The organism is Acinetobacter sp. WA-87 (assembly GCF_039938935.1).
GTDB lineage: Bacteria > Pseudomonadota > Gammaproteobacteria > Pseudomonadales > Moraxellaceae > Acinetobacter > Acinetobacter seifertii.
In genome coordinates this window covers 194079-217457 of the sequence record NZ_JBDUVF010000002.1, presented here as the reverse complement: position 1 = coordinate 217457, position 23379 = coordinate 194079, and the positions used below count along the sequence as shown (strand labels likewise).

At 38.1% G+C, this 23379-nt stretch carries 23 protein-coding genes and 4 tRNA genes; 20 read left to right on the top strand and 7 right to left on the bottom strand.

The features are described 5' to 3' along the window. The first annotated feature begins 39 nt into the window (after positions 1–39). The 10 genes from ABFY81_RS08005 to ABFY81_RS07960 all read left to right on the top strand — a co-directional run bounded on the left by ABFY81_RS08005 (position 40) and on the right by ABFY81_RS07960 (position 10663). Positions 40–495, top strand: a complete 456-nt coding sequence (locus tag ABFY81_RS08005) for a phosphoglycerate mutase family protein (protein WP_039254772.1) — start codon at positions 40–42, stop codon at positions 493–495. A gap of 22 nt (positions 496–517) precedes the next feature. After that, positions 518–1657, top strand: coding sequence for a type II secretion system protein GspL (gene gspL / locus ABFY81_RS08000; RefSeq protein ID WP_107972916.1), 1140 nt, complete (start codon positions 518–520; stop codon positions 1655–1657). Further along, entirely contained in the window at positions 1657–2136 is a 480-nt protein-coding gene (gspM, locus tag ABFY81_RS07995) for a type II secretion system protein GspM (protein WP_004700580.1), read from the top strand. Before gspL ends, gspM begins: the two co-directional genes overlap by 1 nt. An 89-nt stretch (positions 2137–2225) precedes the next feature. After that, positions 2226–3230 (top strand): quinone-dependent dihydroorotate dehydrogenase, encoded by a 1005-nt coding sequence (locus ABFY81_RS07990; RefSeq protein WP_347913498.1) that lies wholly within the window; start codon positions 2226–2228, stop codon positions 3228–3230. Positions 3231–3236: 6 nt separating this feature from the next. After that, on the top strand, positions 3237–3824 hold the full coding sequence (locus ABFY81_RS07985) for a CvpA family protein (protein WP_004700582.1): 588 nt from the start codon (positions 3237–3239) through the stop codon (positions 3822–3824). A gap of 25 nt (positions 3825–3849) precedes the next feature. After that, positions 3850–5391 (top strand): amidophosphoribosyltransferase, encoded by a 1542-nt coding sequence (gene purF, locus ABFY81_RS07980; RefSeq protein WP_019457102.1) that lies wholly within the window; start codon positions 3850–3852, stop codon positions 5389–5391. 78 nt (positions 5392–5469) lie between these two features. Continuing rightward, on the top strand, positions 5470–7359 hold the full coding sequence (locus ABFY81_RS07975; RefSeq protein WP_039254776.1) for a M48 family metalloprotease: 1890 nt from the start codon (positions 5470–5472) through the stop codon (positions 7357–7359). Between the two features lie 100 nt (positions 7360–7459). Beyond that, entirely contained in the window at positions 7460–8113 is a 654-nt protein-coding gene (locus ABFY81_RS07970; protein ID WP_347913497.1) for a hypothetical protein, read from the top strand. Positions 8114–8124: 11 nt separating this feature from the next. After that, positions 8125–9090, top strand: coding sequence for a D-glycerate dehydrogenase (locus ABFY81_RS07965; RefSeq protein ID WP_039254779.1), 966 nt, complete (start codon positions 8125–8127; stop codon positions 9088–9090). Positions 9091–9235: 145 nt separating this feature from the next. Next, positions 9236–10663 carry a M48 family metalloprotease gene (locus ABFY81_RS07960; RefSeq protein ID WP_347913703.1) on the top strand — a complete coding sequence of 476 codons (1428 nt, stop codon included), beginning with the start codon at positions 9236–9238 and terminating at the stop codon, positions 10661–10663. A 100-nt stretch (positions 10664–10763) separates the two neighbouring features. Here ABFY81_RS07960 and ABFY81_RS07955 read toward each other — a convergent pair whose 3' ends face one another. Then, positions 10764–11210 carry a GatB/YqeY domain-containing protein gene (locus tag ABFY81_RS07955; protein ID WP_004700591.1) on the bottom strand — a complete coding sequence of 149 codons (447 nt, stop codon included), beginning with the start codon at positions 11208–11210 and terminating at the stop codon, positions 10764–10766. Positions 11211–11236: 26 nt separating this feature from the next. After that, the gene (rpsU, locus tag ABFY81_RS07950; RefSeq protein WP_001136722.1) at positions 11237–11452 is read right to left on the bottom strand and encodes a 30S ribosomal protein S21; all 216 of its coding nucleotides are present in this window, start codon (positions 11450–11452) and stop codon (positions 11237–11239) included. Between the two features lie 145 nt (positions 11453–11597). Between rpsU and tsaD the strand changes: the two genes are divergently transcribed. Continuing rightward, the gene (gene tsaD, locus ABFY81_RS07945; protein WP_019457097.1) at positions 11598–12608 is read left to right on the top strand and encodes a tRNA (adenosine(37)-N6)-threonylcarbamoyltransferase complex transferase subunit TsaD; all 1011 of its coding nucleotides are present in this window, start codon (positions 11598–11600) and stop codon (positions 12606–12608) included. Positions 12609–12610: 2 nt separating this feature from the next. On the opposite strand, the gene ABFY81_RS07940 is transcribed toward tsaD, so the two are convergent. Next, the gene (locus ABFY81_RS07940) at positions 12611–13714 is read right to left on the bottom strand and encodes a DUF6670 family protein (RefSeq protein ID WP_347913496.1); all 1104 of its coding nucleotides are present in this window, start codon (positions 13712–13714) and stop codon (positions 12611–12613) included. A 103-nt stretch (positions 13715–13817) separates the two neighbouring features. Then, complete coding sequence (locus ABFY81_RS07935) at positions 13818–14699, bottom strand: ATP-binding protein (RefSeq protein ID WP_004700597.1); 882 nt, start codon at positions 14697–14699, stop codon at positions 13818–13820. Between the two features lie 178 nt (positions 14700–14877). On the opposite strand from ABFY81_RS07935, the gene ABFY81_RS07930 reads away from it, so the two are divergent. The 6 genes from ABFY81_RS07930 to ABFY81_RS07905 all read left to right on the top strand — a co-directional run bounded on the left by ABFY81_RS07930 (position 14878) and on the right by ABFY81_RS07905 (position 17746). Next, entirely contained in the window at positions 14878–16386 is a 1509-nt protein-coding gene (locus tag ABFY81_RS07930; RefSeq protein ID WP_004700599.1) for a DUF3336 domain-containing protein, read from the top strand. Then, entirely contained in the window at positions 16373–17179 is an 807-nt protein-coding gene (locus ABFY81_RS07925; protein WP_347913495.1) for a protein kinase, read from the top strand. The genes ABFY81_RS07930 and ABFY81_RS07925 overlap by 14 nt, the downstream gene beginning before the upstream one ends. 102 nt (positions 17180–17281) lie before the next feature. Then, positions 17282–17366 (top strand) — tRNA-Leu (locus tag ABFY81_RS07920). Positions 17367–17419: 53 nt separating this feature from the next. After that, positions 17420–17493 (top strand) — tRNA-Trp (locus ABFY81_RS07915). 27 nt (positions 17494–17520) lie between these two features. Continuing rightward, a tRNA-Leu gene (locus ABFY81_RS07910) sits at positions 17521–17605 on the top strand. 67 nt (positions 17606–17672) lie between these two features. Then, a tRNA-Trp gene (locus ABFY81_RS07905) sits at positions 17673–17746 on the top strand. 81 nt (positions 17747–17827) lie between these two features. Here the strand turns inward: ABFY81_RS07905 and ABFY81_RS07900 are convergent. After that, positions 17828–18370: an RNA 2'-phosphotransferase gene (locus ABFY81_RS07900; RefSeq protein ID WP_347913494.1), complete on the bottom strand. Its 543-nt coding sequence runs from the start codon at positions 18368–18370 to the stop codon at positions 17828–17830. Positions 18371–18646: 276 nt separating this feature from the next. On the opposite strand from ABFY81_RS07900, the gene ABFY81_RS07895 reads away from it, so the two are divergent. Both ABFY81_RS07895 and ABFY81_RS07890 read left to right on the top strand, forming a co-directional pair. After that, a complete protein-coding gene (locus ABFY81_RS07895; protein WP_347913493.1) occupies positions 18647–19030 on the top strand; it encodes a hypothetical protein in 384 nt (127 codons plus the stop codon). Between the two features lie 779 nt (positions 19031–19809). Then, entirely contained in the window at positions 19810–20376 is a 567-nt protein-coding gene (locus tag ABFY81_RS07890; protein ID WP_212511121.1) for a TetR/AcrR family transcriptional regulator, read from the top strand. A gap of 151 nt (positions 20377–20527) precedes the next feature. On the opposite strand, the gene ABFY81_RS07885 is transcribed toward ABFY81_RS07890, so the two are convergent. Further along, positions 20528–20878, bottom strand: a complete 351-nt coding sequence (locus ABFY81_RS07885; protein WP_068933398.1) for a hypothetical protein — start codon at positions 20876–20878, stop codon at positions 20528–20530. Positions 20879–20950: 72 nt separating this feature from the next. Next, the gene (locus ABFY81_RS07880) at positions 20951–21868 is read right to left on the bottom strand and encodes a LysR family transcriptional regulator (RefSeq protein ID WP_288100886.1); all 918 of its coding nucleotides are present in this window, start codon (positions 21866–21868) and stop codon (positions 20951–20953) included. A 97-nt stretch (positions 21869–21965) separates the two neighbouring features. On the opposite strand from ABFY81_RS07880, the gene ABFY81_RS07875 reads away from it, so the two are divergent. After that, positions 21966–23348: an aspartate aminotransferase family protein gene (locus ABFY81_RS07875; protein WP_081401262.1), complete on the top strand. Its 1383-nt coding sequence runs from the start codon at positions 21966–21968 to the stop codon at positions 23346–23348. The last annotated feature ends 31 nt before the right edge of the window (positions 23349–23379 follow it).

Genomic DNA, 23379 nt, shown 5'->3' with positions numbered 1-23379 from the left:
TTGTGGTTATAATGCAGGAATTATTAACAAGGAAATTTTATGCAACTGACATTAGTTCGTCATGGGGAAGCTGCTCCGCCAGTAAATGGTAATGATATTAAACGTCCACTTACTGCGCGTGGACATGCACAGGCTGAGCAAACAGCAACATTTTTAAAAGATATTGTTAAGCCAGATATTTTTGTTGTAAGCCCTTTACTGCGTGCTCAAGAAACATTAGCGCATATCCAGACATATTTTAAAGATGTGCCTGTATTGTTATGCGATAAAATTAAGCCAGATGATGATGCAAGAGAAGCGGTTGAGTGGTTGTCTCAAATTCCTTATGAGTCGATTGTGGTGGTTTGCCATATGAATGTTGTCGGTCATATTGCAGAGTTACTTACTCATGAGAACTTCAATCCATTTGCCCTTGCTGAAGCTAGAATTTATGATCAAGCTGTTATTGCAAATGGTTTATCAACACAAAAGAATAGTTTTATACCCACAATATAATTAAAAAGGTTATTTAGCCGACATGCTGTATATAAGGATGCCTGAAACCAATGGAACATGGCATTGGTCTAACGGAGAGAACTGGTTGCAGGCTACAAGTCTCGATCAATTAATACAAGACTTGCAAATACACCAAGGAAAAGAAGCTACAGTCTTTTTTCCGAGTCGTCATGCTCAAATGCTTCAGCAAACTATGGCAAAGTCCCACTATAAACAGCTTGGGGCTGATGGGGTTAAATATCTACTGGAAGAGTTTGTGACTTTGCCGATTGATCATATGAAAGTGGTTCATCATTTTCATGGCGATCAGTTAACTATCTTGGGTGTTGCTCAGGGGATGGTCGAGACATGGCAACATTCTTTAGCATTGTTACCAACTAAACTTGCGGCCTTACTACCAGATTTTCTGATTTTACCTGAACCACAAGCTCAGCAAGTTATTCTGTGTAATATTGATCATCAGCTCTTGGTACGTGAAAATAAGTGGTTGGGCAATTCAGTTGATGATTTGGGGCTTTTTTTAGAATTTCAGGCAGCCGAAACGCATTATCAATATAGCGGTTTAACCGTAGAGCAGCTCGAAAGTTTAGAGGCGGCTTCAAGTGCTGACGAACGTTCTGAGTTTATTTATCAATTCCAGCCTTTAGATAAAACTAAACAACATCCTTTTAATGTTTTGCCAAAGTCAAAAGGCCAAGAGCGTACTTTTTCTAACTATTGGAAAGCTTGTGCGGCTATTGTTTTAGCAATTATTGTGGTGCAATTTAGCTATGATTTATTGCGTTGGGTTAAATTGAAAAAAGTGGCGAACCAAACCTCTGATCAAACAATTGAACAATATAAATACTGGTTTGGGCCATCTAGTCGCGTAACCGAACAAAATATTAAAGGTCAGTTTGAAAGCCATTTAAGAATGAGCCAGCAGGGTGATACTCAAGCGCTTTCTTTGTTAAGTCGTGTTGGGCCTATTTTAATGCAAAGACAGATTTTGGCTCAGCAACTTAATTATGATGCTTCAATCCTAACAATGGCATTAAAAGCAAAATCGGCAGATGATTTACAAGCTTTGACACAACAATTGAATCAGCAAGGATTTAAGGCTGAGCTCGGTAACGTCCAAGCAAATGGTAGTGGTGCAATTGGGGTGGTGAAAATACAATAATGAAAATGTTAGCTCAATTGCAAAATCGCTTTGATCAGTGGATTGAACAAGTTGTTCAATATTTGGATCGTTTAACGGTCCGTGAACGTATTATGGTCATCTTTACTACAATTTTTGTGGTGGTGGCGATCATTGGCTCTTCGCTTTGGAAAATGCATTCTTTGGCAGAGCAACAGCAAAAGCGCTTAAATGATTTAAAAGATCTGATGGTGTGGATGCAAAGTAATGCTGTTACTATGAAGCCTGCAAATGAGCTTGAGCTTGATAAGTCTGGAAAAATTCAAAGAGTCGCTCAACAACAAGGCTTGACTGTGACTTCTCAGCAAAATGGAGAGCAGTTACAAATTGTTGTAACACATCAAAATTATGCAATTTTAGCTAACTTTTTAACACAACTTGCACAGATGGGTCTTAGTATTCAGAAGATGGAAATGGTTTCCAGTGAAGGTCAGATTAAATTAACAGCGACAGTTCAATAACATATCAAAATATGCTTATGTCAAGCATGGTGTTTTGTGCTACCTGTGCCTATAATATGCGTACCTAAAATCAGTAGATTGTGATTGGTATGTTATATTCACTTGCTCGCCCGATGTTGTTTAGTTTAGCACCAGAGCGTGCCCATGAATTAACATTATCCATGCTCGATAAAGCACATAAGCTAGGCATGATGCGTCAGGCTGTACAAGCAAAGCCGACCAAATGTATGGGAATCGAGTTCCCTAATCCTGTGGGGTTGGCTGCTGGGCTAGATAAAAATGGTGCTCATATTGATGCCTTAGCCGGATTAGGTTTCGGTTTTATTGAAATTGGTACAATTACACCTCGCCCACAATCAGGCAATCCAAAACCACGGTTATTCCGTATTCCTGAAGCTAAAGCCATTATTAACCGTATGGGTTTTAATAATGATGGTGTTGATAAGCTTATTGAAAATGTTAAAGCTTCAAAATTTAGAGGCATTTTAGGAATCAATATTGGTAAAAATGCCGATACGCCTGTTGAAAAGGCGGTTGATGATTACTTAATTTGTCTTGAGAAAGTTTATAATTACGCGTCATATATTACAGTTAATATTTCATCACCAAATACTAAAAACTTGCGTAGTTTACAAAGTGGTGATGCATTAACTGAATTGTTGCAAACATTAAAAGCACGTCAACTTGAGTTGGCTGAGCAATATAATCACTATGTTCCTTTAGTTTTAAAAGTCGCTCCTGACCTTACGGCTGAAGATGTTGAATTTATCTCTGCACAATTACTTGATTTTAAAATTGATGGTCTTATTGTGACTAATACGACTTTATCGAGAGAAGGGGTTGAAAACCTGCCTTACGGTAATGAGGCAGGTGGCTTGTCAGGCGCTCCTGTATTTGAAAAAAGTACAGAATGTTTGCGTTTATTTGCTCAATCATTAAAAGGACAAATTCCTTTGATTGGTGTGGGTGGTATCTTGTCTGGTGAGCAGGCTTTAGCGAAACAACAAGCTGGCGCAACACTTGTTCAAATTTATAGTGGTCTAATCTATACGGGACCAACACTTGTAAAGCAATGTGTTGAAGCTATGACCTAATTGAACATGAACACTATTGATATCATCATTCTAATACTTTTGCTCATTGGGGGGCTAAACGGTTTGCGACAAGGATTTATAAAAGCCTTTGCGAACTTGGTAGGATGGATTTTTGCATTAATTATGGGTGCAAAATATGCTGTTCTTCTAGCTCCGTCAATGTCGGGTTTAAGTCAGGATCCGGTGGTTCAAAAGATTGCGGCTTTTGCATTTATTGCACTCATTATTATTGTTTTAACTTGGATCGTCACTGCAATTTTAAATGGCCTCTTGAAAAGTTTGAAATTGGGGCCATTAAATCGTTTAGCAGGTGGTGCTTTTGGTTCCTTAAAAGGTTTACTAGTTGTTCTTGTGACCATGCAAGGCGTAGGACCTTGGGTTGAAAGTTCAGCAAACTGGAAACAGTCCATACTTATACAGTTTTTATTGCCTTATGCGCCTTTAGCAACAGAGTTGTCTAAAGATGCAGCAAGTGAGGCGTATCATCAGATAACATCTGGAGGTAGTGCATCAAGCACTCCTTCAAAAACAATGGACGAATCGGATGAATCAGAAACCCGATCCGACCATTCAACAAAGAATCCTTTTTATTAATTCCTAGCTTGTCTGCGAGGTTGCTATGTGTGGAGTTGTTGGTATAGCCGGTAAATCGCCAGTGAACCAAATGTTGTTTGATGCATTAACGATGTTGCAGCATCGTGGGCAAGATGCAGCTGGAATAGTAACCTGCCATGAAGGCCGTCTTTTCCTTCGTAAGGATAACGGTATGGTGCGTGATGTCTTTCATACTCGTCATATGAGAGCATTACTTGGTAATTATGGTATTGGCCATGTACGCTACCCAACTGCTGGCTCTGCTAGCAGTGCTGAAGCTCAACCATTTTATGTGAACTCACCTTATGGGATTACACTTGCACATAATGGTAACTTAACCAATGCAGAAGAAATTCATGATGACCTGTTTAAAACAGATTTACGTCACATGAACACTGATTCTGACTCAGAAGTTCTTTTAAACGTTTTCGCACATGAGTTGCAAAAGAAAGGAACGCTAAACCCTACAGCTGAAGATATTTTTCATACAGTTTCTCGTGTGCATGAGCGCTGTCAAGGTGCTTATGGCGTTGTAGCTATGATCACTGGTCATGGTTTGGTTGGTTTCCGTGATCCAAATGGTATTCGTCCACTTATTTATGGTTCGCGTGAGACTGAACAAGGTGAGATGGAATATATCATTGCATCAGAGTCTGTAGCGATTACTGCACTTGGTTTTAAAATCGAGCGTGATATTGCACCAGGTGAAGCAATTTTCATTGATTCAGAAGGTCAATTATTCACTAAACAATGTGCGGCAGAACCAAAATACCGTCCATGTATTTTTGAATATGTTTATTTTGCTCGTCCAGATGCAATTATTGATGGTATTTCAGTTTATAAAGCCCGTTTAAAAATGGGTGAAAAATTAGCGCATAAAATTTTGCGTGACTGGGGTGAAGACCATGATATTGATGTGGTTATCCCAATTCCAGATACCAGCCGTACTTCTGCACTAGAACTTGCAAATATTCTTGGTGTGAAGTTCCGTGAAGGCTTTATGAAAAACCGTTATATCGGTCGTACCTTCATTATGCCGGGCCAACAACAGCGTAAAAAATCTGTACGTCAAAAATTAAACCCTGTTGAGTTAGAGTTTAAAGGTAAGAACGTCTTATTGGTGGATGACTCTATTGTACGTGGTACTACGTGTAATGAGATTATTCAAATGGCGCGTGACTCAGGTGCGAAAAAAGTATACTTTGCTTCAGCAGCACCAAAAGTGATGTATCCAAACGTTTATGGTATCGATATGCCTGCTAAGACTGAGCTTATCGCTTCGGAACGCAGTGTAGAAGAAATCCAAGAAATTATTGGTGCTGACCGTTTAGTATTCCAAGATTTGGAAGACTTGAAGAACGCCGTACGTACAAGTAAGGTTCCTACATTGACTGAGTTTGATTGCTCTGTTTTTGATGGAATTTATGTAACTGGCGGTATCGATGCAGACTATCTGAATAATTTGGAGCAGAAGCGTAATGACTCTGCGAAAAAGAAAAAAGATGGTTATATTGATGTCAATATTGATGCAGCGTCAGTAGATTTGACGGGTATTAAAGAAGAATAGAAATAGCCGAAAAAAGCGGGTGTTTCCCGCTTTTTTCTTTTATGATGAAACTTAACAATGTAATTGGGATTATTTACATTGAAAGAAGTAAGCCACTATTTAATCGAAAATAAGAATATGGCATGGTCCATCACTATGTGTTTGGTCGCTGTGCTTTTAACTATTTTTATTTTAAATCTCATTTTGGGTTTACTTGTTCATTTCTTTGATTATAGCCAGCCAATTTGGTGGCATGCCTTAAGTCCATATTTTGTTGCTCTTTTGCTTTTTATTATGGTTTGGTCTGTAGTGACCGAGCTTTATATTTTGCGTAAGGGAGGGCATTCTCTTGCTAAACAGCTTAAAGCGCGTCGTTTGGTAAAAGGTGAGAGTACACCGGAAGAACATGCGGCATTAAAAATTACAGAACATTTGGCGCAAACATTTTCTCTGAATATTCCGACACTTTATGTTTTGCCTGACGAAGTAGGAGTGAATGCATTAACTGCAGGTTTTCACTCAAACGATATTGTCATTATTTTGACTTGGGGAGCTTTACAGAATCTAGATGAACTAGAACTGTATGGTCTATTGGGTCACGAGTTTAACCAGATTTTATCCGGTGAAGCTGTAGAAAATACTAAATTAAAAATTTTATACAGTGGTTTAACAACCTTTAGTCAATGGGGTAGTAAGCTCGCCAAGCAGGGTTTTAAACGTTACAGTCCTGGTTATAAGCATAAATTTGAAACAGTCTTTGTGGCTGTCGGTGGTGTAATCTGGCTAGCAGGAAGCTTGGGTGTATTAATCACACGTTTTATTAAATATTTAACATTAAGTGGTCGTACGTTCCGCAACGACCAAAAAACCATGCGGTTGCTAAAAAATAGTACGAACACCCAAACTTTATTGCGTATTTATGTTCACCATTCAGGTTCGCAAATTCATAGTGCTTATTCTGAATCTATTGCACATATGTGTTTTGCAAACTCACTTAGTCCTCAAAGTTGGATGAACATTCACCCAAGTATTCGTGAGCGTATTTACGAACTTAATCCAACTCTATTGCAAGATTTACAATTAGAAAATTTAAAGAAACTTCGGAATAGACCGTTATTTAGTCTTTTTCGTTCATTAGAAGAATCTGAAACAGAAATTTATATTCCGTGGTCATCACCACAGCCTTTGCCTTTGTTGCGCCTTTCTCCAATTAGTTTTGCATTAAATGATGCGATTAAACCTTTAAGTAATGATATTCGACGTAATAAAAAACGGCCGGAGCTCATTCAGCGCGCATTGCAAACCGCTACTGGTTCACGTGAGGTGATGGTTGCAATTTTAATGATTCGCCAATATCGAGAATTTATTCCACAAGAAGCTCCGGTAAGTCATTCTATTGTTGATGCTTTGCTTAATTTAGATGGTCGTATTCATATTCAGATATTTCACGACGCATGTAAAAATATTGGCCATATGCCTGCAAGTATTGCGCGTCAATTTTTGACCAAACTGGCTCTCATTATTCAGGAAGATGGCGAAATAGGACTGCTTGATGCCTTGTTATTAGAGCGGGTAAAATATGAGTTGAACCTGATGCCACTTCATTTACCTACGGCATTTGAAGAAGTAAAGCCTCAAATAGTGCGTTTAATTGATGCACTACTTCATGTGCAGCAAATTAATAGTCCAAACCAGTTGGAAGTCCGTGAACGTATTTTACGTTCATTGCTAAACCCAGATGAAATGAATATTTATGATGAAATTTCGGATGAGCCTTTGGACTTGGCTGAAATTTTAAATGACATTGCTGGGCTTTTACTTCGTGATCGTTTAAGCATTTTGGCAATTGCTGAAATGTGCTTATGGAGTGACCGAATTATTACTCAAGATGAACTGGATGTGCTTGAGTTGCTCTATTGGCGATTTGGTTTTGAGTCCGATGAAATTGTAGAGCAAATGCAGAAGAAAAATAGCGTTATGATTATTTAAGAAACATATGTGGTTTTGAAAAGAGATCATTTAAAGAAAACGCTGAAAAAAAATCAGAAGCCCGTTAGAATGTGAGTAGATTAGAGGTACTGATTTAAACATGATTGGGCAGCAAAGAAATATACTGGCAACTTTAGGAATCGATGTGTGGATTCCTAGAACACAAGTGTGCCAAAAAAATAATGCTCATACTTTATGGCGTGATCAGGTTGTTGAACCTCATATTCCAATTAATATACCTGTTGCTGTAGATATTCCTGCATTTGAACAGGCACCATCTAATCCTGAACTGCTTGAAGTTGCTAAAGTGGTTGAGGAGCCTTCAATAGCCATTGTAGATATTCCACAGCCTGAAATGGTTGTAGAAAAACCTATCGTTGTTGAGCGAGAGGCAATTGCTCCATTTGAGTTGCAGGCTTATTGTCTTGAAAAGTGTGTAATCTTTGTTGATGTAACTGCATTAGAGAAAGAGGAAAAGCAACTTTGGACAAATATACAAAAGGCCAAAGTGGGGCATTATGCTGAATTAAGGTGGCCTTTTCCGTTAGCAGCTTATCAAGATCAACGCGGTGTCGGTTCATATATTCAAGGTTTTTTAGATGCTGTAGCGGCAGAAAAAAAGATTTTGTGTTTAGGTAAATGTGCCTATATTCAACATACAAATATTATTCATTTAGCTAGTTTAAAAGAAATGTTAGATAAGCCTCTCCTTAAAAAAAGGCTGTGGCAACTTATGCAAGATAACAATGAGTAGTAGGGATATACATGAAAAAGGTTGTGGTTTTTAGCCAAATTGATGAAGAAATTTTATCACGGTTGCAGCAGGATTATCATGTTGTCGTATTAAACCCTAAACTGGGTGATATTAATGAACAGATAAGAAAAGAAGTCGTAGATGCTGATGGAATGATTGGCGCGGGGCGCTTGCTCAATGAAAGTAATCTTGCTCCAGCACAAAAACTAAAAATTATTTCATCTGTGACAGTTGGTTATGATAATTATGATGTTGCTTATTTGAATCAAAAGAAAATTTGGTTATCAAATACACCGCATGTTTTGACTGAAACTACGGCAGATCTTGCTTTTACACTATTATTAAGTGCAGCTAGAAAAGTACCATTTCTAGACCATTGGACTAAACAAGGTGAATGGAAAAGAACAGTTGGGCCACAGCAGTTTGGACTAGATGTGTTTGGGAAGACGCTAGGAATTATTGGACTCGGTAATATTGGTGCTGCAATTGCACGTCGTGGTTTTTATGGCTTTAACATGAATATTGTTTACCACAATCGACGAGAAAAGCCTGAATTGGCCGAGCCATTGAATGCTCAATATTTAGGTTTGGATGAGTTGCTACAACAGTCTGATTTTGTAGTGACAGCAGTTGATTTAAATACAGAATCTAAAGCTTTAATGGGTAAAGCTCAATTTGAACTTATGCAAAAGCATGCTATTTTTGTCAATATTGCGCGTGGTTCAGTGGTCGATGAGCAGGCGCTTATTGAAGCTTTGCAGAATGAAGTTATTTTTGCTGCTGGTCTTGATGTATATGAAAAAGAGCCTTTGCAAGATTCGGCACTTTTCAAATTACCAAATGTTGTTACCTTGCCTCATGTGGGTTCTGCTACAGCTGAAACTCGCAAAAAAATGGCAAATTTAGCTTATAAAAACTTAGTGGAAGCACTGGAAGATAAAACTCCAAGATATTTGGTGAACCCTAATTTTGCATAAAAATTGAATAACACTTCATTGCAAATATAGTCTATTTTCAATGTTATAGTGAAAGCCTATTGATATGATGCAAGATAATTCAAGCATTGTATGAATGGGCTTTTTTGTTGGTCTAATTTTTAATAGAGAAGAACTTTTGAAATTTTTGCCAGTTATTTTAAGTTTGGCTTTTATAACAAATGCCTCTTATGCCGATCCTTTTGATTCCAAACCAGCTTCTGGGCAAGTTGAAATTCCGAATATTGGTAGTGGAATAGGATTGCTTGACCAACAGAAAGAAAAATTTATTGGTGAAAAAGTTTTTCGTGAAGTTCATAAGCAAATGCCAGTCATACAGGATGTATGGCTGGAAGATCAGTTTTTTCAAGTCTTCTCTAATATTTTGGGTCAAACCCAGCTTGGGCAACCAATTGGTTTAGTTGTAATTAAAGACCCTCAAATTAACGCATTTGCTGTCCCAGGTGGGCTATTTGCATTAAATACTGGCCTTATTTCATCTGCTCGCAATATTGATGAGATTGCTGGTGTGATGGCACACGAAATTGCTCACGTTTCTCAAAGGCACTTTAGTCGTTCAGAAGAAGCCTTTAAAGGGCAAGCGCTCTTAAGTTTGGCTGGTTTGCTGGCAGGCGTAGCTTTGGCTGCTCAGGCGGGTGGAGATGCAGGGGCGGCAGTCATGTTGGGTACGCAAGCTGCACTTTTGGATAAGCAGCTTACCTATAGCCGTAATCAAGAGCGTGAAGCTGATCGGATTGGAATGCAATACATGTATGCCGCGGGTTATAACCCGCAAAGTATGGCAGATTATTTTGAAACAATGCATAGGGCAACTAGCCATGTAAGTTTTCTGCCGGATTTTTGGCTTACCCATCCTTTAACGACTGAGCGTATGAGTGAGGCTCGTCTAAGAGCTAATCAAATGCCTCGTGTTAAAAGTCGAATATATGATGCCGATTTTGAAATTTTAAAATGGTATACCATGGTGGTTGCTGGAGAAGCTACAGAAAATCAGCTTCAAAGTTTAGCCTCGCAAAAAAATCTGGCAGGGTTATTAGCGTTGTCTGCATTTTATTTAAAACAAGGTGATTATACGCAAGCTCAAACAACCTTAGATCAAGTGAAATCTAGTGGTAAGCCACTTGTTTCTTTAATTCAAACAGATATTTATTTGGGTCAGAATAAACTTGATCAGGCCTATAATTCTATTGCACCATTACAAATGACCATGCCTGAAAATAAAGCGTTTAGCTATAAGTTAGCTGAGGTTTTATTACGTCAGGGGAAATATGCGCAAGTACAGACACTTGTTCAGCGTTTTATTAATAAAAATGCCCGAGATATTCAAGGCTGGCAACTATTACAGCAAGCCGCTAATTTGGATAAAGAGTCGCCTTTAAGGGCGGTGAATGTATTGCGCTATCGAGCAGAGGCACAATTTTGGTCTGGTAGTGAAGAAAATGCAATTAAATCGATGTTACATGCACAGCGACTTGCAAAAGACAATCATGCAATGTCTGCTAAAATAGATAGCCGCTTAAAGCAAATGCAAGATGAACGACGAATGAAAATTTAGGACGTGTAGAGTATCTTGTGATTTTCGCAGACACGAATTTACTTAAACTCACAAGTAACTGAAAGCTTGGTCTAAGAATGTATAAGGAAAGAGGAGGGAATTAAGCTAACTTAGCTTTAATTTTTGCTGAAACTTGAGCAGGATCGGCACGCCCGGCTATGATCGGACGTAGAGAATTCATCACCTTACCCATATCTTTCATGCTAGTTGCTTCTTGAGCAGCAATCGTTTGCTCAATGATAGAATCAAGCTCTTCCTCAGTCATAGCTTCTGGTAGAAACTGGGAAATAATCTCAGCTTCGGCTTGTTCTTTACTAGCTAAATCATCACGACCAGCACCTTCAAAGGCTTTGATCGATTCTTTACGTTGTTTAATTTGCTTTTCAATGACCGCAAGAACCTGAGCGTCGCCAAGCTCTATGCGCTCATCAACTTCGATTTGCTTAATTGCTGCTTGTAGACTACGCAAAACCGTCACTGTTGCCATATCTTTGGCACGCATAGAAGTTTTTAATGCATCAGTAATTTGGTCTTTTAAAGTAGTCATAATTTCAGCAGTCAATCACAAATTAATTAGTAAAGGCGAGTAGTACGTACAGATTCGCGAGCCAATTTCTTTTGGTAGCGTTTAACTGCAGCAGCTTTTTTGCGCTTACGTTCTTGAGTTGGTTTTTCGTAGAATTCGCGCTTACGAACGTCAGCTAAAACACCAGCTTTTTCGCATGAACGTTTGAAACGACGGATAGCTACGTCAACTGGTTCGCCTTCTTTCAACTTAACTTGTGGCATGTAAAATCCTCTAGATTATGGATAAGATCAGGCACACCATTGCGCCGGATCACAAGTGAAGGTCAGTATTTTACTCATTTACAACTCATATCACAAGTCTATAATAGCGATTGCAATATTTTGACTCATATAAAAGGCAGTTTTGATGATTGTTTTAGGCTTAGAAACTTCTTGTGATGAAACAGGGTTGGCACTTTATGATAGCGAACTCGGCTTGCGGGGACAGGTTCTTTATAGCCAGATAAAACTTCATGCTGAATATGGTGGGGTGGTTCCAGAGTTGGCTTCTCGTGACCATGTTCGTAAGCTTATTCCTTTAATGAATCAATTGCTTGAACAAAGTGGTGTAACGAAACAAGAGATTGATGCAGTTGCTTATACGCGTGGCCCAGGTTTAATGGGAGCATTAATGACAGGTGCATTATTTGGAAGAGCTTTAGCTTTTTCTTTGAATAAGCCTGCGATTGGTGTTCACCATATGGAAGGTCATATGTTGGCTCCATTACTTTCAAGTCAGCCACCCGAATTTCCATTTGTAGCATTGCTTGTTTCAGGTGGTCATACACAATTGATGGCTGCCCATGCAATTGGTCAATATGAACTCTTAGGTGAGTCTATTGATGATGCTGCTGGTGAAGCTTTCGATAAAGTTGCGAAAATGATGAGCTTGCCATATCCGGGTGGGCCAAATATCGCAAAACTTGCGCTATCTGGTGATCCTTTAGCATTTGAATTTCCACGACCAATGCTTCATCAAGGCCTAGACTTTTCTTTTAGTGGTTTAAAAACAGCCGTTTCTGTGCAATTGAAAAAATTGAATGGTGAAAACAGAGATGCTGATATAGCTGCTTCATTCCAAGAAGCAATTGTAGATACCTTGGTGAAAAAATCGGTAAAAGCTTTAAAGCAAACTGGGCTTAAGCGTTTAGTGATTGCTGGTGGGGTAAGTGCAAATTTACGATTACGCGAACAGTTAGAAACTTCCTTAGCGAAAATTAAAGCGCAGGTTTACTATGCAGAACCTGCTTTATGTACAGATAATGGTGCAATGATTGCATTTGCAGGATATCAGCGCTTAAAAGCAGGCCAACATGATGGCTTGGCTGTTACGACTACACCACGTTGGCCAATGACTGAACTTACTATTCCTGAATAAAATTATTTATCTGCAAAGGCTTGTTGGTTTTCAATATCTATATATTCGATATAACCACGGCCTTGCACTTCATTGCCAAAATAATGACCAGTAAATATATAACTACTTGCATAACCTTGCCCATGACCATAGCGGAATGGGCAGTCAATTTCTGCCTGAATATTTAAAATAATTTGCTTTGCTTCATTTCTAGCAATCCAAGAAAAGTATTTGGGAAGTCGCATGTTCTTGCCCGTTGGAGAAATGAAGTCATCAATTTGATATGAAATAATATCAAAGCTGACATCTGTATAAATTTCAGGTGGCCGATCAAGATGTCTAATATGCAATGTATAAGTTACTGTTTGACCCGCAATATCTGCTTTGGTTAGCAGAAGTTGAGTATTTTCATTCAAATTAATGATTTGATAAGTGAAAAAATCAAGCGGTAATTTATGGTTTTCAGGGATAAGTTGATTTGTGAATGAGTGGGGGCCAACTGCTCGGGCATATTCGTAAGTGCAAAGTCCTTCGCTTTCAATGTATTTATCTTGATAGTTTAAAAAACCTTTAAATTTGGCTAATAAACTCAAATGATCATAAACAGGCGTTTTTACAAACCATGAAACATGTGAGGTCACATCAATATCAAAGTCAAAATCTAGACCTTCATAATGTCCATTAATATGAATTTTAGGGAATTTTCCTTGAATTGAAATTTCCTGACCAAGTTCGATTAAGCTTCCATTTTCATTAATTTTTGTATCTTTAGGAATGATATAAGCCTTAAGCAAAGCTTTCTCTAAAGCCGCTGTACTTGAAAAGAAAGTCGCTGTTTTTCTGGGATTGCCAACAATAATGTCATCGTGATCAAAAGCAAGTGCACCAGGTGTGCCTAATAAAATCATAATATTTAAATAGCGATGCGGTTCTGGCAAAAGGGGAAAAAAGATGCCGTAATGAGTCCAGCTATAATATTTTTCGTCAACACGTGGGCGAATGATATGAGATTGAGTAAAAGGAAGCGTTGAATATTTTTTTGCTTGGTCTAAAAAGCCTTGTGCGAATAACAAACTTTTAGTAATAGTTTTGCTTGCGATAGAAAATTTTGGCAATTGTTTTTTCATATATAAACCTGAAAGAGGGCGATCTTGGTTTTAGGTTATGAAAAACAACTGCCAAAGCTAAGCGGTTTACAGGCCAAAGCTAAGGCTTTGTGGGACATTTTATTTAACTGTTAGACAACTCTTTTAAAGCATTTAAACCAATCCAATGCTTAGAAAATTGATAAGCTGCACGACCAGAGCGCTGACCACGCATTTGACACCAACGTAAACTCTCAGCACGAACTTCATCATTAAAAGGCATGTTTGCTTTATCAAGATAATGTTCTACGATTTCTAAATATAAATTTTGATCCATTGGATAAAAAGATAACCATAAGCCAAAACGGTCTGATAGAGAGATCTTTTCTTCAATCGCTTCTTGCGGATGTAGTTCGGTATATTGAGGTACATCAACCTTAGTTACAGGTGTGTTTTCGTGCATGAACTCAGGTAACAAGTGACGGCGGTTACTGGTCGCATAAATAATAAAATTTGTTGAACCAGATTGTAATGAACCATCTAATACACTTTTTAGACTACGATAATTTTCATCTTCAGCATTAAAAGCTAAGTCATCACAGTAGACAATATACTTTTCAGAGCGGTTTTGAATGATTTTTTGAATTTTAGGTAGGTCTGCTAAATCATCACGCTCAATTTCAATTAAACGTAGTCCTTGAGGCGCATATTCAGTGAGTAAAGCGCGCACTATAGAGGATTTACCTGTACCGCGTGATCCCGTTAACAGTACATCATTTGCAGGTAAGCCATTTAAAAACTGCAAAGTATTTTGAATGATTTTTTCTTTTTGACGTTCGATGCCTTTTAAGTCATCAAGATAAATATTCTTAGGCGTATAAATGGCTTTAAGTTGCTGGTTTTCCCATCTAAAAGCTGGTGCAGTGAAATCAGTTTCTTGTTTCGGTTCTGGTAAAACCTGCTGTAACTGATTTAATACAAGTGATAAGGTTTGAACTAAATTGTCGGGTAAATCAATGGTAGCCATGGTTAATCAATCATGTTAAACAGTAATTTACTAGGATACTAACACCGAAATTTGCAAGCTGACAAAAAAGATACTGCCAATCTAGTTTATCTGTTTTGCAATTGATTGAAATGTTCAGACCGCGCATAGTGTTGTCATGTCTATTCAGTAAAATCATCTGTGAAGATGAGGACGAAATATGTTTGAAAAAATACGAAGTGATATGAATCCGCATCAGGCTTACCGTATCAAAAAATTACAACGTCAATTAGACATGGCTGAATCTTATGAAGAGTGGAAGTCTTTTGCATTAAAACTGGATGAAGAAACAGGTGCACAAGAGTGGAAATTCGATAATAGTTCACCTTATTTTGACGCTGAGCTGATTTCTTATCGTTACACTTTACTGAAAAGATATCGTCAACAACATCGTACCTTAGATTTGATTTATCTTTTAAAAGAAGGGCTAACCTACGATATTGCAAATATTGGTCACCCTATGTTGTTTGCTGCAACGCATGTAGGTACAAAAAAATTAATTGAAGATTATATTGAAGAAGTCAGCCAAAGCTTGGCTTACATTGCTTCTAGCGAATGTATTACCTTTCAAAGAAAAGAAAAAATCGAGTTTTTTGAAAATTGTGAAAAAGCCTATGGACAGCCCGCACTCATGTTTTCGGGTGGAGCGACCTTAGGTCTTTTTCATACAGGCGTATGTAAGGCTTTAATTGAACAAGACTTAATGCCGAAAGTGCTATCTGGCTCAAGTGCTGGCGCTATTATGACAGGCATGCTAGGAACTTCTGCCAGTGAAGACGTTCAAAACTTATTAAATGGCGAGCAATTTTTTAGTGATGCGTTTCATTTTAGAAAGCTTCGCGAACTTATAAAAGGGAATGGGGGCATTGCGGATGTCCACTATTTGAAAAAATTCCTAATCGAAAACTTAGGCGATTTGACTTTTGAAGAGGCATTTAAAAAATCGGGCTTAAATATTAATGTCGCGGTTGCTCCGTACGATGCAACAGAAAACCCGCGAATTATGAATGCAATTATGACACCCAACGTTTTGGTTTGGAGTGCTGTATTGGCTTCTTGTGCTGTGCCAGTTTTATTTCCCCCTGTGCGTTTAACCAGTAAGCGCTATGATGGTGAACATACACCTTATATGGCAAATACAAAATGGGTAGATGGCAGTGTGCGCAGTGACTTTCCACAAGAAAGAATGGCTAGGCTTTATAATTTAAACTATACCATTGCCAGCCAAGTAAATCCGCATGTTGTGCCATTTATGCAAGATGATGCACACCGTTTCCGTAAAGATCTTTTAAGTTGGCCAGAACGAATTTTAAGACGCCAAGGTAAAGTCCTGTCTATGGGAGTAATGGACTTTACCCGTCAAAGACTCGGTGCTATTTCTCCAGTAAGAAGGTTGCTTGATCATGGGTATGGGGTAATAGGGCAGCGCTACTATGGCGATGTCAATATTATTGCTAAATATGGCCTAAAACATTATGCCTATACATTGCAAAACCCTCGTCCGCATTTATTTAAGCGTTTACAACGAGAAGGTGAACGTGCGACTTGGCCGAAAATTTCCTCTATTGAAACGCATGCACGTATTGGTAAAACTATTCAGCATTGTTTAGAAGTTCTACGTTTTGAAGAAAAGAGACAACAACCAGAGTCTTATTATGCTGAAGCATGATTTTGCTTCTCATATAGAAAATCTAAAAAGTGTGACAAAACCTAAAAGTGCAGATTTAGGACGGCATCTATGGACATGTACTATAGATGCCCATCACTACTGGCTAAAATATCAAGTGCCGCACGTATATGCTCAAAATGAGCAAGATTTTTTGCATGAATTGCAATTTTATGAAGATATTCAGCATAAAAACGCAAATTGGCTTTTACCATTTAAAATAGTTGATGCCGACATTGTTTCCCAACTACAACAACATGAAGGGAAAATATTAATTTTGCCGGATACAGATGACTGGTTTGATCGTTACATCGCAAAGCAAAACTTAAAAGATATTTATGAGACAGTCTTTAGCGCACTTAAGGCTTTAACAGCGCTTCATGAGCTGGGCTGGATTCATGGAGATATAAAAAGGGAACACTTTCGAAAGTTTGAGCAGCAACTCTATTTAATTGATTTTGAAAAAACACGGCTTATATCGAGTCCTGATTCAATCATTGATGCTACCCCAAGATACATGGCTCCTGAACTGTTTCATGGAGCAAGTAAGAGTATACAAAGCGATTTATATGCTTTTGGAATTGTTTTGTATGAATGGTTAAGCCAAATGCGTTTACAAGCAAATAGTTATCATGGTTGGGCTGTATTGCATTGCCAAAATTTAGACATTCAGTTGCCTGATTCAGTTCAAATTTTTTACCCTTTACTGGCGGGATTATTGCAAAAACAACAGAAAAATCGGTTTTCAAATGCATTTGAAGCGATAAATTGTTTAAAAGTACATTCAAACTTATAAAAATCATTGATCTAGTATCTGTATACAATTTACACGGTCAGTTTTTTTTAGAAAAAAAACACTTGTCACTGTTAGATCTTATCGCTAATATACACAGCCATCGGGGGCGTGGCGAAATTGGTAGACGCACTGGATTTAGGTTCCAGCGCCGCAAGGTGTAAGAGTTCGAGTCTCTTCGCCCCCACCACTTTAAGTTAAAACTTAAAGTTGATTTGAATGTTAAGTCATTTAAATCTTGGAAGAGGATTGGTGTAATGGTAGCATGACGGTCTCCAAAACCGTTCGTCAAGGTTCGAATCCTTGATCCTCTGCCACATTTATTTTAAATAAATGTCCCAGATGGGGGCGTGGCGAAATTGGTAGACGCACTGGATTTAGGTTCCAGCGCCGCAAGGTGTAAGAGTTCGAGTCTCTTCGCCCCCACCATTGAAAAAAGCAAGACGACGATCTTGCTTTTTTTATGATTAAATCTAAAGGGTTTAATTGTACATATAGAGGATTGGTGTAATGGTAGCATGACGGTCTCCAAAACCGTTCGTCAAGGTTCGAGTCCTTGATCCTCTGCCAAGATTCAAAAAAAGCTCCTGTTATGGAGCTTTTTTTATTTTTAGCCGATTTTTATAAAGTTGGTTTTTAGCTTTATGCTATTTATTGAAAAACAATAAACTCTACTGGTACATGTTTAACTAACCAGACTCCATTTTCAGCTTGGAAAAATTCAAATCCATTCTTATGCATTTCCAAAGCATGAATCACTAAAATATGTGGTTTGCCATAACGTGTTCCCACGAATAGGGCGGTGTCTTTATTTTCTGTTAGATGGACATATTGACGATCTTTTGAGATTAAACCTTGTTCTTTTATAGAGCCTATAAACCTTTGGGCTGTACCGTGATAAAGAGAAACTGGCGGAACAAGCTTCTTAAGTGTGATATCGACACTTGTAGTTGAGTGGCCTTGTACCGCACGAATATATTTTCCATCGTCAGAAATTTGGAAGCGCTTTTTATCGCTATTGCTCACAATATTCTTAATAATTTCTTCATCTAAAGCTACATTCTTGACTGGTTGTGACTTGGAAATTAAGTCTTCAACATTTGCCCAACCTTCACGATCTAATGTCAGATCAATTTCTTCTGGTTTGTGCCTTAAAATAAAACTTAAATATTGGCTAATTGCTTTTTCGTTCATAGATATAAGAGTATTAGAGTTTGTTTTTAGTGATTTTACTAACTTATGGGAATATTAGAAATAATGTACCTATAATGAATATCGTTGGAGTAACATCGCAACAGTTAAGATTGACCCTAAAATAGGAAAAGCTTTTATCGCTTTCCCAATTTTGAAATTAGTAACAGCACAATCAAGCCCGCTGACCAAGCGTTTGGCAAGCGTACTAGCAAGTTTAGGTAAAGTTAAAGCAGCTAACGTATGCACTGATTTTAAATCAATAACTATGGATAAAACATGAATTCAATAAATCGCAGTAGTAAGTTCTTTCTTGCAGTTTTTCTGATGATGAGTTTTTCAAATACATATGCAGCAAAGACACAAGTTGAAGAGGTTGATGCAATGGAAGCTGCTGGAGCAGAAGTGGCAGAAGCGGGTGGAGCTGATGTTAGTGGAGTAGAGGTTGAATGTGGTGCTGATGGAGCTTGTTATGGTGTAACTTCTGTAGCTCCCGTTTCTGATGATGAAAGGTACGGTGGTATTGAACAGGAATATGTTGTAAAAGGCTGTAAAGTAACGGTCTACAATGATGGGCCAGTGAAAATGGTCGATGTAAAGACGGATCAACCATGTGATGCTCCACTTCCTAAAGGTCATAAATTCTCTAAAAAGAACCATTAATTATTTTATTTGGCATCTTTAAAACGGGTGCTATTAAAATGAATTTACCAAGCCTCAAGCCAACTACGAGTAAGAGGCTGATTTTTCATATCCATTCTCATTAGGTACTACATAAGTTAGCCCAATCTATTTATTGCTGAACGCAATTATTTTTTAAAAAACCTATAAAAATAACGATATCTGATTTTACCCATAGATTTTGTAGTTCATCTTAAAACCCACTGATTTATCAAATACTTTGTCTGTTTTATTTTAAAACAGTTGTCACTTTTTGTGCTTGACGATAAATAGAGTGACTATTATCCTTTGCGTGCTGGCCTACATCGCCAGTCGGTTTTGACGGACCGTATCATAGAAGCATTAAAGGTTTTACTTTTAATGCTTAGCCCCTCGTGCCCCCTCTGCGGCGGAACGGGAGGGGGACACCTTCGGGTGTGCTGGCTCTATGACCAGTCCGTCAACCCCTTTTCGTTCTGCCACCATAATTTTAATGTCTGGCAGAACTCCCAATAAAAAGGAGTCGGCTTTGCACATCCATTATTTCTTGGCAGCCTTTGCCAAAAGCTATAACAACACAACTTAGTTTGTTAACAAGTTTGATCGCCATTAGGTTTGTCAAGCTTTAAATCATCACGACCAAAACTTAGCAACTATAAAACTCGAGATGTGCCAAGCACAGTCTTCATGGGTTTTGCTGTGCCTTTTTTTCTCCCAGAAAGGGCACAGATTTTTTTAACTCATTTATATACAACAAAAATTTATTTTATAACGGTAAAACTATGCCAAATTTAACATTCCCACCACGTGCTTTAAATGTTGTAAAAAAAGGGATTCATCTTTTCCATCACGGTGGATTCCACACTGTTGGCGTCGACAAAATTGTGAGAGAAACAGAAGTCACAAAAATGACCTTTTATAACTATTTTCACTCTAAAGAGCGCTTCATTGAAATCTGTTTAATTGTGCAAAAAGAACGTCTTCAAGAACAAGTGATTGAAATGGTCGAATATGACCACGCTACAAGTACACTAGATAAACTTAAGAAGCTGTACTTTTTACATAGCGATATAGAAGGGCCATATTACATATTATTTAAGGCCATTTTTGAAACAAAAATTAGCTATCCAAACGCTTTTCAGACCGCAGCGAGATATAGAATGTGGCTTATCAATGAAATTTATAGCCATCTCAGACAGTTAAAAACCGATGCAACATTTAATGAGGCCAGACTCTTTCTATATGTGATTGAAGGCACGATTATTCAATTGTTAGATAACTGCAATGTGGCTGAAACAGAGAAGGTACTGGATTACTTTTTACTAAAGCTTGGTTTGGTTTATTCTTGAGATTATAAATGTAACTATATGCATAAAGTGAGGCTTAAGCTGATATTAATTTAGCTTTAGTCTCTTATGAAACTAAAGCTAATAAATTATAAATTTAGGTCATCAAAAAATTACTAAAGGCTTTCTAAAAAACAATATTGTAAATAAAACTTTATTCAATATTTTCATATTCTGGTAGTTCTCCCCACTGCCAACGTTTTTTAGTAGTTAGAACTAAAATGATAATACCCAAAATTGTACCGATCGGGAATCCAAGCAATAGTAATACTCCAACACCCTGTGATAAATTTTTGCCCGATTCAGTCCCTTTAGATACTTCATTTGAAGCTCTAAAGTGTAAAGCACCTAAGCCAGCATAAATGGCAAGAACAAAAACAGAAAAAATTAAGTTTTCTTTTTTTACTCCATAATTTGCCAGTAGGAAAATTGCTATGATCAACATTAAAATATAAAAGCCTGTTACACAGCGATGAACGTAAAATAAATTTTTATTTAAATGCATATTTACTTACTTTTCTAACTATTTATGTGATTTTATCAAATTGTTAAGTAAAATTGTCATGCCTAAATATTTTTAATCACTGCTGATTCTTTTCTCAAGCATATCTACAAATGTTTTTAAAATATTATTGTGGTTCTTACCCTTATGAGTAATTAAGCATATCGGGGTACTGTAGTGCATTTTATCTTTTAAAACAGGTTGCATCACACCGTCTTCAACCCATTTTTTTGCATAGTGGTCAGGTAAAAAACCTAAAAATTTGCCAGTTAAAATCAAAAAGGCAATCCCTTCACGGTCACTTGCTGTCGCTTTACAATCTAAAAGCTGATGTAACTTTACCGCTTCCGAGGTAATCGCATAATTAGGAAGAATAGCTTGCCATTTTTTTAATTCATTTAAATTGATGTTGCTACAGTGGTTAAATAAGGGATGATTTTTGCCGCAGTATAAAAATGAACTTTCACTATATAAGTCGAAATAGTCTAAACCAGACAAAGGCGTCACAAGGGGAATAACACCTGCATGTAAACGGTTATCGAGTACGCGGCATTCAATATCTGAAAGAGTGCTCATACTAATATTAATAATAACTTCGGCATGCTCTTCGGCAAGTTGAGTCAAGGTGTTGGTGATATAGCCTCTAGGCATAGTCACAAGGTTGTTAATAATGCCGATATTAAACTCACCCTTAAGGCGGTTATGCATTTGGTTGACTTTAGAGCGGAAGTCTTCAATCGCTGCTGTGAGTACTTCAATATATTCTAAAATTTCCCGTCCTTCATCGGTCAGGGCAAACCCAGCACGGCCTCGCTGACATAGTCGAATGCCCAAACGATTTTCTAAATCACTCATATGCAAACTAATTGCAGAGCGGCTAATACCTAAAATACTTTCGGCAGATGTAAAGCTATGACAGTCGCAAACTGTTTTAAATATTTTGAGAAGTTTTATATCAAAATCAGTGACTTGATTTAATTTTTTAGGTTTCATTTAGTTTTGTTTTTTTAAATCTAAACTCAAGATAATTTGAATTTATCAAACTTATCTCGCTATGTACACTCAAACCATAATTTGAAAATAAACAGGAATGGTTATGTTTGATACGGATAAATTTAGCGACTCTGAGCATACTTTGGATGCGGTTCAACCTAATAATAATATGCACATAAATTATCAGGCACATTGGATGCCTTTCTCTGCAAACCGAAACTTTGCTAAAGACCCACGCATGATTGTGGGTGCCAAAGGATCGTACCTAATTGATGATTCGGGCCGTGAAATTTATGACTCACTTTCAGGCCTATGGACGTGTGGTGCAGGCCATACCTTACCTGAAATTCAACAAGCGGTGAGCGCCCAATTAGGTCAGCTCGATTACTCACCTGCGTTCCAGTTTGGTCATCCATTGTCTTTTAAGTTGGCAGATAAAATTGTTCAGCATATGCCTGAAAAATTACAACACGTTTTCTTTACCAACTCGGGGTCAGAGTCGGCAGACACGTCAATTAAAATGGCACGTGCGTATTGGCGTATTAAAGGTAAACCAAGCAAGACTAAATTGATTGGTCGTGCCCGTGGCTACCATGGCGTAAACGTTGCGGGAACAAGTCTAGGTGGGATTGGCGGCAACCGTAAAATGTTTGGTCAGCTTATGGATGTTGACCATTTACCACATACTTTGCAGCCGAATTTAACTTTTACCAAAGGCTGTGCAGAAACAGGTGGGGTAGAACTTGCCAATGAAATGCTTAAATTAATTGAGCTACACGATGCTTCAAATATTGCAGCCGTCATTGTAGAGCCTATTTCTGGTTCGGCAGGTTGTATTGTGCCGCCAACGGGTTATTTACAACGTTTAAGAGAGATCTGTGATCAGCATGACATCTTGTTAATTTTTGATGAGGTGATTACAGGTTTTGGCCGTTTAGGAACGTGGACGGGGGCGGAATATTTTGGTGTAACACCAGATATTTTGAACTTTGCGAAACAAGTCACTAATGGTGCCATTCCTTTAGGTGGTGTGGTGGCAAGCCATGAAATTTATTCTGCCTTTATGCAGCAAGACTTACCAGAGCATGCCATTGAATTTACTCACGGCTATACCTATTCGGCACATCCGGTTGCTTGTGCGGCTGCTTTAGCTGCGCTTGAAGTTTTAGAAAAGAAAAACCTGTTAGCTCAATCTGCGGCGTTGGCTCCAAGTTTTGAAAAAATGCTACACGGTTTAAAAGGCGCACCGCACATTTTAGACATACGTAACTGTGGCTTGATTGGAGCTTTGCAGTTAGCTCCGCGTGATGGCGATGCCACCATTCGAGGTTTTGAGCTTGGTATGAAACTCTGGAAAGAAGGTTTCTATGTTCGCTTTGGGGGTGACACGCTTCAGTTCGGTCCAATGTTTAACAGCACTGAGGCTGATATTGACCGCTTAATGAATGCCGTGGGCGATGCGCTTTATCAAGTGAAATAAGGCTTAGAGACATTTCATGAGCATCTATAAC